This window comes from Pandoraea sp. E26, assembly GCF_000681415.1.
GTDB classification, from domain to species: Bacteria; Pseudomonadota; Gammaproteobacteria; order Burkholderiales; family Burkholderiaceae; genus Pandoraea; species Pandoraea pnomenusa.
In genome coordinates this window covers 210,240-223,054 of sequence record NZ_AYXJ01000034.1, presented here as the reverse complement: position 1 = coordinate 223,054, position 12,815 = coordinate 210,240, and the positions used below count along the sequence as shown (strand labels likewise).

Below are 12,815 nucleotides of genomic sequence, written 5' to 3'. Positions count from 1 at the left end.
ATCATTGTCACCGCTTGATTGAGTCGTTCGCATCATGTCCCTTACTGCCATGCTCGAAGAGCAATTCGCCGCCGGTCTCACGACCCGGCCCGACTTCACCATCGATCAGCCCGTCGAGCAATACGGCGCGGTCGATCACGCGGTGTGGCAGCAGCTTTACGAACGTCAGACAGCCTTGCTGCCGGGCCGCGTCTGCGATGCCTTCATGGACGGTATTCGCGCTCTGGACATGGACGCACGCCGCGTGCCGGAGTTCGAACGTCTGAATGAAAAATTGATGACCGCCACCGGCTGGCGAGTGGTGGCCGTGCCCGGCCTGGTGCCCGACGATGTCTTCTTCGACCATCTTGCCAACCGGCGCTTTCCGGCGACGTGGTGGATGCGCCGTCCCGACCAGCTCGATTACCTTCAGGAACCCGACTGTTTCCACGACGTGTTCGGCCACGTGCCGCTGCTCGCCAACCCCGTGTTTGCCGACTTCATGCAGGCTTACGGCAAAGCCGGCAAGGTGGCGCAATCGCTGGGGGCGCTCCCGCTGCTGGCACGCCTGTACTGGTACACGGTCGAATTCGGTCTGATGCGTGACGGCGACGGCTTGCGCATCTATGGCGCGGGCATCGTCTCGAGCCGCGCGGAGACGGAATTCTCGCTGACCTCGCGCGAGCCGAACCGCATCGGGTTCTCGCTCGAACGGGTGCTGCGCACGCAATACCGTATCGACACCTTCCAGCAAACCTATTTCGTGATCGACGACTTCGCCCAGTTGTTCGAGGCCATGCGCGCCGACCTGCCCGCGCTGTTCGGGGCATTTGCCCAAACCGCAGCCTTCGAAGCCGGCGAGCGTCGCGTCGACGACACGCCAATCCTGCTGCCGGCATGATGGCACGGCCCGGGTCGTCCGGGCCGAATTTTCCGTCACGCCCACTCCGTCCACCCGGGCCGCCCGGCGCGATCCCGGTTTCACACTATCGGAAGGCGCTTACACACGCGCCACATCCGCCTGTGGAACAATAGATCGCATGAATCGGCACCCCCGCCGGTCTTTGAAAGGAATGCCATGACAACACGACTCTCTTCCGAGGCACGCGCGAGCCTGGCCGAAGTGCTGCCCGAGTGGCACCAGGTGGTCGGCCGCGACGCCATCCAGCGCAGTTTCACGTTTCACGACTTCAGGGAAGCCTTCGGCTTCATGGTTCAGGTCGCATTGAGCGCCGAGAAGATGAATCATCATCCCGAGTGGTTCAACGTCTACAACCGTGTGGACATTACGCTCTCGACGCACGACGCCGACGGCCTGACCCAGCGCGACATCGATCTCGCACGTGAAATCGACCAGTTCGCCGGCGACCGCGCCTCGAGCTGAGCGCCGCCGGGCGAAATCACAGGCTCAGCGCTTCGGCGCGAGCAGCGTGCCGCGGCAGTCCTTGCTGCCGCAATGACAGGCGTATTCGCGTTTGAGCTTTGCCGTGTACCGCGCGTCAATGACCAAACCGTAGTCGTAGAACAGCTCTTCGCCCGGCTCGATGTCGCGCGTGGCGTAGATGTAGACATGCTCTCCCTCTTCCCGCGCTTCACAATTCGGCGAGCAGGCGTGATTGATCCAGCGGGCGTTGTTGCCGTCAACCTTGCCGTCGATGCAACGGCCATCTTCCAGGCTGAAATAGAAGGTGTGCGTCGGATGCGCCGGATCATGCGGATGTCGGCGCAAGGCTTCGCGCCACGAAATGATCTCGCCCTTGTATTCGATCACGCGATCGCCCTTCTTGAGCCGCTTGACCGCGTACACCCCTTTCCCGTGGACGCCCGATTTCCTGACTTCGATTCTGCGCTTGGCTGCCATCTGTATGCGACGAGGTTTCGTGGATGCAAAAAAGCGCAGTGTACAGGCACGCGACGTTCATGTGCGTGACAAGTCGCGACGAAAAAAAACGTCACCCGGTTGCGGATGACGTTCTCTCCCCCCTCTGTGGCGCCCTGCGTGCGCCGGGACGACCGCGGCGCAACTCAGGTTTTGCTGTACAGCTTCCAGACCCTGCGCTGCGTGACGATGTCGGCGCCCTCGTGCGCGTTGCAATCGAGCGGCAATCGCGAATCGTCGTATGTGACGTTGAAGTGATTGCAGTGGTATTGCGCCTTGCCACGCGCCGACACCTCGAAGTGGCTGCAGGTCAGGCACATGCGTTGCGGCGGCATGTCGCCGCGCTCCTGCATCATGAAGATCATCTTCACGAGCGAACGGTAGAGCTGAGCGCCCTCCTTCTCGCCAAGCGAGTCCGAGGCACTCGTCAGGAAGTTCGGCCATTGCGACGCTTTCTTGGCCGCCGTCTTGCCACGCGCGGTCAGGCGCAGCGCCAGGGCGCGTCCATCATTGGCATCACGTCGTTTCTCGACTAGCCCTTTGTTCTCCAGCGTGCTCACGGCCTCGCTGACCGTGGCCGACGTGAGCGCGGCGTCCTCCGCGATCTCGCCCAAACGCATCGGCACGCCGCGCATGAGCAAGAGCGTGAGGATCTCCCCCTGTGTCGGTGTCAATCCAGCCAATGCCGCGCCCTCCCAGGCGTGGCTCCGTAACGCGGTCCCCATACGCAACAAACCTGCTGTCACTCGCTTGGAGAGCGCTTCATCTAGTGGGGTCGGAGTAGCCATGATTTTCGTTAGGATTTCTAAAAACTATACGTCGGTAAAACAGCTTGTCAAATAAACTCACAGGCGGTGCATCACACGTCTCATCAACAACTTTCCTGATATTTCGGCGCCCCGCCCGGGGGAAACCCTAAACGACCACTTCCGTGTCGATACGCGACGGCAAGTCGCTGTTGAACCTGCCGCCCCACCACGATTCCATTGTGTGTTCTGAGTTGGATTTTGGCGTATCAGTTCTTGTACTGATCTCCCAAATCCTACTCAGGATGTTTACAAAATATTGGTGTCCTGCGCACTGACGTCGAGCCGCGTCGCATGTCCGAAAACACTTCGCATCCCATGCGAACGACATGAGGCGTCAAACAGATGCGCCGCACGACGTCACGCAGAACCGCCTCGTATCCCTCACCAAAATCCCGTCTTCGTGCGAAGCCTCGCCAGGCATGGCTCACAGCCCTTGGCGATCCTTTCACCCACCCTGCGTTCCCGCACGCGCCGCGCGGAAATTTCTCTCGATCCTCGAAGCGCCCTGTCGCGCGTCGCCCACTTTTTCGGGCGCGCACCAACCGTCCTGCGATTCGGACAGAACGCAAATGATTCGAAACGCAACCGTCAGTCGTCAGTGACCGAAGGCCGCGATCAGCAAAAAAGTCGGATTCGCGCGTCCGCCGAAAACGCTTCGGGACACGCAGCAAGAGAAATTTGACAGTACCGGCGATTTCGCTCGTTACCGCCAGCAAAACCAGCATCAATCATTTGTTACACCACGCACGGCAAGTCGGAAATCGAAGTGGCGAGATTGTATCCGCGAACCAGACGGGTCACGCAAAAACATCAAAATTATCCACAAAACCGTGTTTTCGGCACCCCGATGCACAAAAAATAGGCGCCTGTGGATAACTTTCTGGATAAGTTGTCGGACTAGATGTGCACGGGTTCGGGATAACTTCCGAATCTTTCCACAGGGGCCAAAAACTGTTCCGAGTTGTTCCCGGGATACCCGCTGTTTGTCCATCCAGTTCTCATTACTCCAATGTCCTGTTTACACAGCGTTAACTGTGGTTATCCACAGGAATGGACCGCCTTTGTTAACTACTACTATGTATACATACAGTAAACCTATTAAAACCTTAAAACCTTGCTACGAGCGACGCGAAAAGCGGAAAACCGGTGCTGCCTGAACGGTGGAAAACGCAGCGCTCGCGATGCGTGATTCGAGCCTGTCCAGCGCACCGGAGCCCCCACGCGGCACAAAACGGAAGCACTTCCTGCCGGGTGCCGCACAAACGGCAGGGCCGGCGACGCCCGGGCAATAAAAAACCCCGCCAAGGCGGGGTTTCCTCACACCGACGGCATAACCACCGGCACTGCCGACTACAAACCGGGCGTGAACCCCACGGTTTGCGGTGCCTTCAGGTCATGCAGCCCATCGCAGGCACTGCTGACGCACCATTTCGTTGAGCGACTTCGCGTCGGCATGCACTTCGCGCAACCACACGGCGTCGTTCTTGCCCGATGACACCAGTTGCGCGATCTCGTCGCAGGCCGCTTCGGCCTCGAGCACCGCTGCATGGGGCTTGATGATCTCCAGCGTTTGCGCAATGTGTTGCCCCAACGTGGTGCGCTCACCGCTTTGTGGATTCACGTATGCGCCTTCCAGACCGAAACGGCAGGCCTCGAAACGGTTGAACGTATAGACGAGGTAATCGTCTTCGCTGAGCACGAACGGACGCTCCTCGAGCAGATAACGGGCCAGAGACTGGATATAACAGGCGATGGCGGCCGCGCGGTCGACCGAGAGGGGGGTATCCATCACCCGGACCTCAATCGTCCCAAAACCCGGTTTGGGACGGATGTCCCAGTAGAAGTCTTTCATGCTCTCCACGACGCCGGTCTTCACCATCTTGTCGAAATACGTCTCGAAGTCTTCCCACTTGAGCACGAACGGCGCGCGACCTGACAGCGGGAACGCGAAAACGGAGTTCAGACGGGCTGAATGGAACCCGGTGTCCACCCCTTGGACATACGGCGACGAGGCCGACAGCGCGATGAAATGGGGGATGTAACGGGACATCGCGTGCAGCAGGTAGAGCGCACTGTCCGGGTCCGGACAGCCGATGTGCACGTGCTGGCCGAAGACCGTGAACTGCTTGGCCAGGTAGCCATACAGTTCCGAGAGAAAGTGAAAGCGTGGCGAGTCGTAAATCGTGCGCTCGCTCCACCGCTGGAACGCGTGGGTTCCGCCACCGCACAGGCCGACGTTGAGCTGCTCGGCGGCGCCGACCAGCACGTCGCGCACCCTGCGCAGTTGGGTAACGGCGTCGCTGTGGTGATGACAGATATCGGTCGACAACTCGATCATGCTCTCGGTCATCTCGGGCTTGATCTCGCCGGGGTGTGTCTCCTTGGCGACGAGGCGCATCAGGTCGGCGGCCGCTTTGGTCAGATCGTAATCGTGACGATTGACCAGCTGCATCTCGAGCTCCACACCGAACGTGCAAGGCTTCGAAGGAATGAATTCTTCTAATGACATGGCTTAATCCTTCCGTTCGCCGACAAGGGCCAATGCCCAATAGACCACCAGCGGTCCGGCCAGTTGCAGCAGCGCGATGGCACACATCACCACGGCCTTGAGCATTGGATCGAACTGCGGGTAGATGTCGTACGTGTCGGCAACGAGTACGAACGCGAGACTGGCCATCGGGCACAGCGACATCCCGAGCGCGACGGCCTGCCTGTAGCTGATGCCCGCCTGGTGGGCCACGGCCACCGTGCCGACCACCTTGGCCAGGCCGCGCACGACGATGATCGCCAGTGCGGCGAGTCCGCCGAGCACGAGGTACTCCCACTGGAACGCCAGCGACGTGAGCACGAAAAGCACCACGGCAAGCAGCCAGCCGGCGGTGCCGAAGTAGGCAGGCCAGAGCTGCGGGCGCTCGTCGAGATTGCGAAAGATGATCCCGGCGAGCAGCAGCGTGAGCGAGTTCGGCAGCTTGAGCATGTGCACCAGCGCGACCATCAGCATGATCAGACCGATGAGCATCACAAAGGCGTGATGATCCTGGCTGCCGAACTTGCGAAACACCAGATTGCAGGCCTTGGCGAGCACGAACGCCAGCACGATCGAGCCGACGAGCAGGTACAGCGGGTGGAAAAGCACCACCCAGAAGCTGGAGTGGTACGCCTGGTGCATCCAGCCATAGACCAGCTTGACCGCCACCACGGCGTACACGCTATTGAGCGCTGCCAGGGCCATCAGACGCTCGGTGACCTGGCCTTCGGCACGAAGTTCGTTCTTCAACTGGATGACCACCGCCGGCGAGGTCGCCATGCTGATGGACGCGATGAGCACCGCCGTCAGGGCAGAGACGCTGAAGACACGCAGCACGGCATAGACCGCGATGAACGTGAGCAAAGCTTCGAGCGCACTGGTGACGATGATCCAGGGATTGGCCCGCATCCACTTCAGATTGAGGCGACTGCCCAGCTCGAACAGCAGCAGGCCGAGCGCCAGGTCGATCAGTAGCCGTATGGCAGCGCTGGTCTGCGCATCCAGCATCGATGAAAGACCCAGGGTGCCACCGACCAGCCCGACCACCGCGTAACCGGTGATGCGCGGCAGGCGCAGTCTCCGGAAACAGATTTCCCCCGCAAGGCCGGCAAATACCAGTGCCAGCCCGGCGAAGAAAACGGGATCGGGCGCCGGCGGCCAGCCCGGGAAAAGGGACAGTTCCGACGTCATTAATGCTCGCTTTGCGCCGCTTGACGGCGCATCAAGTGGTGAAAAGGAAAGAAAGTCGCGCGCGGGGTTGCAGATAAAGGACAAATGCGCGACGAACCCGAAGGGTTGGGCTCATTTTGCCACACTCGGTTTGCGGCGCTTTCAAACGGCCGCTCGACCGGCATGAGGCGTGCGCGCCGATGGCGCGACGCCCCCGCACGGAGCGGGCTATCAACCCATTGAGGGTCAGATTGAAATTTCAGAGCGATGCGCCGTCCACATCAAGTATTCCTGGCGGCCGGGGACTTGGGGCGGTTAAGGTTCGTGGGGCTTGTCAGGCCTTCCGAAGCGATTGCATGAGATAGCGCGCCGGGTCGACCGCATCGGCCAGATCGCTGCCGATCGGCCACGGCTCGCCTTCGATCTGGCTGGCCACCAGCTCGGCGCAAAGCGACGCGAAGACCAGCCCGCGAGAGCCGAAGGCAAAACTCGCGTAGAGCCCGTCCAGGCGCGGGATGTCACGCAGGTGCCCGCCCGCCAGACGTTTTCGCTGCGGCTCGATGGCAGCGAGATCAGGCAACTGGCCCGCCATCGGCAACCGGTCGGGCATTAACGCCCGGAACGCCGTGCGGCCGCCCAGCTCGGCGGCGGCCTGTTCGCTCGCGAGGCCGGCCTCGCCGAAAGCGTCGGCGTGGCCCGGCAACAGTGCCGCGAGACGTCGCAGGTTGGCCTGATGATCGCCGACACGGACGTCTTCAGCGGGGTCATCGAAGCCGTACGTCGCTCCGGTGACAGGGCCGGCGCCGCCGAGCGGAGGCGGCGCGACGTAGCCGTCGCCACACACGGGGATGCGCAGCCCGGCAAGCGTGTCCGGAGGCAGGAACGTCAACTGCCCCCGCACGCGTTTGACGGGTACGAATTCGGGCGGAAGATAGGCCGAGAGCAAGGTTTGCGAGACGTCGGCGGCGGTCACGATGGCCACGTCCGCCTCCGCCAGCACGCGGCCGGTTTCGTCGAGCGCAGCCCAGCGGCAGGCGGTGGCCCCACGTCCGTCACCGGCTACAGGGTCCGCACCGCCACCCACCCTTTCGAGACGTTCGACGCTCACACCGTAGCGTGCGTCTAGCGAAGGGCCCGCCGCGACCAATTCGGCACGGCAGAGCATCGCCGGCGCCAGCGAGCCCCCCTCGGGATACCACACACCGCCATGGGCGAGCGTCTCGCCCGCCAGCGCCGATGCGTGTTGCGCGTCGACCCACTTCGCATACGTTTCGGGATAGCCATGCGCGGTCACGAGTTGCGCCATGGCCTCGGCCTCAGCCTCGCTCGTGGCGACCTGGAGCAGGCCGTCCGCGCGCCCCGGCAGTCCGCCAGGGAGCGTGCGCCATTGCGAGAGCGCGTAAAGAAAGCCGGCGCGCGTCAGTCGAGACAGCACGTTGTCGTCGGCCGAGAGCTGGGGATGGAACACGCCGGCGGGATTGCCCGAGGCCGCCATACCGGGCGCCTGCGCACGCTCGAACAGCCGGACTCGCCAGCCGCGCGCTACCAGACGCCGCGCCATCGCGGCCCCCGCCATGCCGGCGCCGACGACGATGGCCTCCCGCGCCCGTGGCGGCGCTGGTGGCGGCGGATCGTGGCGACGCATGCGATAGGGGGGCGCGTAACGGCCCGCGAGCATGTCGCGCTTGCGCCCGTAACCGGGGCGCCGTGCCACGTCGAAACCCGCGGCGATCAGGTCGCGCCGGACTTGTCCCGCGGCGGTATAGGTGGCGATCGTCGCGCCGTCGCGCGCCAGGCGCCCGAGTGTCCTGAAGACCTCCGCCGACCACATGTCCGGGTTCTTCGACGGGGCGAAGCCGTCGAGATAGAACGCATCGGCCCCGGCGCGCAACAGCGGCATGAGGTCGAAGAATTCGCCGAAGCCCACGCTCAGGATCACACCCGGCGCAAGTTCGAGTCGGTGCCACCCTGCCACGGGCGATGGCCAGACATCGCACAGCCGCTGCATCAGGGGCGCGAGCGCCGTCATGCCGGGCAGCACCAGCATGGGCTCCAGCATGCACCGCAGATCCTTGGCCCGGAACGGCGACTTCTCCACCGAGACGAAATGCAGTCTTTCCGGGCGCTGCGGGTCGTCGCGCCACGCGGCCCAGGTAGCGAGGAAATTCAGACCCAGGCCGAAGCCCGTTTCCACGATCACGAACTGCTCGCGGCCCCGCCAGCGTTCCGGGAGATCGTTGCCACCCAGAAAAACATGCTGCGCCTGACCGAGTGCGCCGTCGGTGCTGTGGTAGACGTCGTCGAATACCGTGGAGTACGGCGTGCCGTCGTCGGCGGTTGCCGGTTCGGCCGGCCGGATCGGGCCGACGCCTGGACGCCGGCTCATTCGGCCCCCCGCTCTTCGGTCACGATCTCGATCAGCCCGGGCAGCGACACCACGCCAAGCCATTTGCCTTGCGCGTTGGCGACCGGCACCCAGTCGGCGTGCATCTTGCCCACGGAGCGTAACGCGCTCACAAGCGCCATGTCGCCATCGAGCGCCTTGCAAGGCGTGATGGCGTCGGCCCACTGCGCCGGCTCGCCGGTGGCCTGCCGTCGCCACCAGTTCGCGGCGTCGAGCGTGCCGGCCAGACGCCCGTCTTCCGCGCGCACGACGAGATTGCGGTAGCCGGTGGCGATGAAGCGCTCGCCAATGGCATCCGCCGGCTCGGCGGCGCTCACCACCGAATCATTGTCGACCGCGAGCGAAGACAGACGCATCTCGCTGCCCTCACCCGTCATCGAAAGCCAGCGGCCCGCGACCTGATTGCGACGCAGCGACTTGGCGTAGACGGAGTCCGATCGCAGCGTGTGCGCGGTCAGGTACGCCGTCACGCAGGCCAGCATCAGCGGCAAGACGACCTGATAACTCAGCGTCATCTCGAAGATCATCAGAATCGACATCAGCGGCGCGTACGTCGTTGCCGCGAGAAACGCCCCCATGCCGACCACGGCGTAACTGCTCGCCACCGATGCGGTGGACGGGGCGAGCGCGTTCATGGCAATGCCGTACAGGCTGCCCAGCGCCGCGCCAACGAACAGCGTCGGCGTGAATACGCCGCCCACCGCGCCCGAGCCGGCGGACGACGCCGTGGCGAGCACCTTGAAGACCAGCACCATCGCGAGGGCCTGCCAGGCCCAATGCGTATGCAGGATCGAGTTCACCACGCTGTAGCCATTGCCCCAGACCTGCGGGACCTGCAACGAGAGCACGCCGACCACAAGTCCGCCCAGCGCGAGTCGCAGGAACAGCGGCACCGGCATCGAGCTGAAACGCTGCTTGGCCGTATCGAGCAAACGAAGGAACAACGGCGCCAGTATCCCGGCGAGCACGCCGAGGCCCACGTAGAAGAAGACTTCCCAGCCGGAGACGAAATCGAAGCGCGGCATCTGGTACACCGCTTCGTAGCCGAGGAACTGGCGAATCACGATGTTCGCGATGACCGAGGCGACGACCAGCGGTCCGAGCGTTGCCGTCGAGATCGAGCCGTACACGATTTCCGAAATGAACAGCGCTCCGGCGATCGGTGCGTTGTATGCCGACGTGATCCCCGCGGTCGCGCCGCAGGCAACGAGCAGGCGCAGCCTTTCGGGGGGAAATGCGAGGATGCGGCCGACGAGCGAGGCAAACATCGCGGCGAGCTGCACCATCGGCCCTTCGCGGCCGATCGAGGCGCCCGACGCTACCGAGCACAGCGACGACAGGCTCTTGACCAGCGTCTGGCGCAGGCTCAGCACGCCGGTGCCGATGGCGATCGCTTCCATGTAGTCGTCGGCGCCTTTTTTCGGCACCCACAGCGTGGCGTACTGGAGGATCAGCCCAGCCACCAGCCCCCCGACGGTCGGCAGCAGCAGCCGCTGCCACCAGTTCAGGTTCTGCGCCAGTTCGACCATGCCGCTGCGATGCCCAGCGAGCAGGAACTGCATCCCGGAGAGCGCCTCGCGAAACGCCACGGTTGCCAACGCCCCCAGCAGACCGACGATGCCGGCAAGCAGCAGCGTGATTTGCAGGGTGTTCGGTGCGAATTGACGCCGCACCCACACAACGACGGGCAACTTGGCCCAGGCGGATACTGCTGACACGGATAGGAGACGGTCGTGATCGGAATTGGGTCTCATGGTATCGACCGACGCCCATTTTTGAAAGCACACCCCGGCCACACCGGCTGGCGTCGGTACGATTGGCGCTCAAAACTGAGGATTGCTCAGCTAACGCATTTTTTCCCGACGAATTTCGGTTGGCGGCGGCGTGCGACCCATTCCGGGATCTCGAGACAGGCTCGGAAAGCCGCCCCTGCGATTTCATGATCCCATTCGCGCCACGGACCGCTCGCGGGATGGCTCCGCATCGCCTCAGGCATCCGGCGTACCGGAATCCCGAACCTGCTCCCGGCCTCACCCCGCCTTTCTCCCTGGCTTCTCACCCCGGCTTCTCACCCCGGCTTCTCACCCCGGCTTCTCACCCCGGCTTCTCACCCCGGCTTCTCACCCCCGCTTGTCCCGGGCGAATTCCTCCTGAAACTGAGGCGGCCTCAGATAAAGCATTTTTCAACGCCATGCGCCGGGGGATCGGCTCGCAGACAGATGGTGTCGGAAGTGAGCGCACAGCCTGCCGGATGCCGATCGGTGCCGAGCTCGCGCGAGTGGATAGCTGCGGCGGCGTCGAATGCGGCTGCGCGTAACCGCAGCACGGCGCCGACACCGAGCCGTATTCGGGTAACCGTAAATTGCTTTCGTGGAAGGCGGCTTGTCGTCGGTGGGTCACTGCCATCACGCAACTGGCGACATTCCACGCGGTGAAATAGAATGGCGCGCAATCGAAATGGAATTGAGACGTCGTACGAGAATGGCCGTTAGCAAAAAGGGCGCACAGAAATCCCCAGTGCGTCTGGAAGAGCAGTTGGGGTTCGCGTTGTACTCGGCGTCGCTTGCCATGACAAAGGCACACAAGCCGATGCTCGACAGGCTGGGTCTGACCTACTCGCAATATCTCGCGATGGTCGTGCTATGGGAGCAGGACGATATCGCCGTCAATCAGTTGGGGGCGCGCCTCGGACTCGACTCCGGCACGCTCACCCCGCTGCTGAAAAGACTGGAAACCATGGGACTTTTGACGCGCCGTCGTGGTGAAGCGGACGAGCGTCAGGTGTTCATCGACCTCACGCCACGCGGCGTGAATTTGCGTCGTGAGGCGCGTCAGGTGCCCGCCCAGGTGCAGGCGGTCACCGGTCAGTCCGACGCCCAGCAGAAGGCCTTGCGTACGTTGCTGCTGCAACTGCGTGACGCGCTGGCCGACGCCTGAAACGCAAAACACGCGCTGTCTTTCGAATGAGCGCGCGTCATTGAGTTGTGCGCAATGCATTTCGCAATGCATTGCGCAATCGGTGATGTATCAATGTGCGGGAACCAGCATTTCCAGCCCGTCGATCTTCTGCACCGTGTAGCCCGCGTCGCGCCATGCGTCGAGCCCGCCGAGCAGCGGCCGCACCTCGGCGAAGCCCTGCTGACGCAGTTGCTGCGCCAGGCGTGCGGCCGTCACCTCGTTCGGACAGGCGCAAAACACCACGATCCGGCGATCTCGCGGAATATCGCGCAGTTTTTCGCCGATCTCGTCGGGCTCGATGGCGAGCGCCCCGGGAATCGTGAACGGATCGATGGCGCGGCGCGCGGCCGAACGCACGTCGATCACCACCGGCGTGACTTCGTCCTTCATCCAGGATTCCAGCGTGGCAACGCCAATGCGCGCCATGCGCAACGAGCGCAGCAGCCGGTAGCGGTTGAGCCAGCGGTTGAGCAGGTACAGCACGAAGACAAGCACCACGAGCCACAGCACGCCGCGACCGAGCGTGTCGAAGGCGTCGAGCACCGACACGATGTGCGACGCGAACACCACGCCGAGCGCCACGGCGACACCCGACCACAGAAGCGCGCCGATGGCGTCGTAGAGCAGGAACGTGCGCCAGGACACACCAAGCGCGCCGGCCATCGGCACCGACAGGGCCGAGAGACCCGGCACGAAGCGCGCAAACATCAGCACGCGCACCCCGTGACGGCCCATTGCCCCTTCGGTACGGCTCACGCAGGTGTCCGGCGAAATCGACAGGCGGCACATCAGACGCAGGATGTGATGACCGTACCGCCGCCCGGCGAGGAACCAGAGGGTGTCGCCCAGCAGTGCCGCGAAGACGGCGAGTGCGACGATCAGCATCGCCGGGAAAAGCGAAGTCGACGCCGTGACGATGAGCGTGGGATAGGCCGGCAGGGGCAGCCCGAGTGCCTGTCCGAAGATGTTCAGAAAGACGAGCCAGAGTCCGTAGCGGGCGATCAGTTCGAACAGCATGCCGACACCTGTTGCAAGAAGAGTGAGCGCAATCCGGCGCAATACGGCATGGTAGCGCCCGGGCGTGACGGC

Annotated in this window: 10 protein-coding genes; 3 read left to right on the top strand and 7 right to left on the bottom strand. The window is 63.4% G+C overall.

Features of this window, described 5'->3' with window-relative positions; translation table 11 throughout:
* The first annotated feature begins 34 nt into the window (after positions 1–34).
* Both phhA and W930_RS0121925 read left to right on the top strand, forming a co-directional pair.
* On the top strand, positions 35–880 hold the full coding sequence (gene phhA, locus W930_RS0121930; RefSeq protein WP_023598291.1) for a phenylalanine 4-monooxygenase: 846 nt from the start codon (positions 35–37) through the stop codon (positions 878–880).
* Between the two features lie 177 nt (positions 881–1,057).
* Complete coding sequence (locus W930_RS0121925) at positions 1,058–1,363, top strand: 4a-hydroxytetrahydrobiopterin dehydratase (protein WP_023598290.1); 306 nt, start codon at positions 1,058–1,060, stop codon at positions 1,361–1,363.
* 24 nt (positions 1,364–1,387) lie between these two features.
* On the opposite strand, the gene W930_RS0121920 is transcribed toward W930_RS0121925, so the two are convergent.
* The 6 genes from W930_RS0121920 to W930_RS0121895 all read right to left on the bottom strand — a co-directional run bounded on the left by W930_RS0121920 (position 1,388) and on the right by W930_RS0121895 (position 10,522).
* Positions 1,388–1,840, bottom strand: coding sequence for an SET domain-containing protein (locus tag W930_RS0121920; protein WP_023872663.1), 453 nt, complete (start codon positions 1,838–1,840; stop codon positions 1,388–1,390).
* A 164-nt stretch (positions 1,841–2,004) separates the two neighbouring features.
* Complete coding sequence (locus tag W930_RS0121915) at positions 2,005–2,646, bottom strand: MarR family winged helix-turn-helix transcriptional regulator (RefSeq protein ID WP_023598288.1); 642 nt, start codon at positions 2,644–2,646, stop codon at positions 2,005–2,007.
* Positions 2,647–4,060: 1,414 nt separating this feature from the next.
* Complete coding sequence (locus W930_RS0121910; protein WP_023598287.1) at positions 4,061–5,176, bottom strand: YbdK family carboxylate-amine ligase; 1,116 nt, start codon at positions 5,174–5,176, stop codon at positions 4,061–4,063.
* Positions 5,177–5,179: 3 nt separating this feature from the next.
* Positions 5,180–6,385, bottom strand: coding sequence for a cation:proton antiporter (locus tag W930_RS0121905; protein WP_023598286.1), 1,206 nt, complete (start codon positions 6,383–6,385; stop codon positions 5,180–5,182).
* 313 nt (positions 6,386–6,698) lie between these two features.
* Positions 6,699–8,750 (bottom strand): bifunctional tRNA (5-methylaminomethyl-2-thiouridine)(34)-methyltransferase MnmD/FAD-dependent 5-carboxymethylaminomethyl-2-thiouridine(34) oxidoreductase MnmC, encoded by a 2,052-nt coding sequence (mnmC, locus tag W930_RS0121900; RefSeq protein WP_023872664.1) that lies wholly within the window; start codon positions 8,748–8,750, stop codon positions 6,699–6,701.
* On the bottom strand, positions 8,747–10,522 hold the full coding sequence (locus W930_RS0121895) for a ClcB-like voltage-gated chloride channel protein (RefSeq protein WP_369798701.1): 1,776 nt from the start codon (positions 10,520–10,522) through the stop codon (positions 8,747–8,749). Before W930_RS0121895 ends, mnmC begins: the two co-directional genes overlap by 4 nt.
* 727 nt (positions 10,523–11,249) lie before the next feature.
* Between W930_RS0121895 and W930_RS0121890 the strand changes: the two genes are divergently transcribed.
* Positions 11,250–11,705: a MarR family winged helix-turn-helix transcriptional regulator gene (locus tag W930_RS0121890; RefSeq protein ID WP_023598283.1), complete on the top strand. Its 456-nt coding sequence runs from the start codon at positions 11,250–11,252 to the stop codon at positions 11,703–11,705.
* Positions 11,706–11,795: 90 nt separating this feature from the next.
* On the opposite strand, the gene W930_RS0121885 is transcribed toward W930_RS0121890, so the two are convergent.
* Positions 11,796–12,743 (bottom strand): DedA family protein/thiosulfate sulfurtransferase GlpE, encoded by a 948-nt coding sequence (locus tag W930_RS0121885; protein WP_023598282.1) that lies wholly within the window; start codon positions 12,741–12,743, stop codon positions 11,796–11,798.
* Positions 12,744–12,815: the final 72 nt, after the last annotated feature.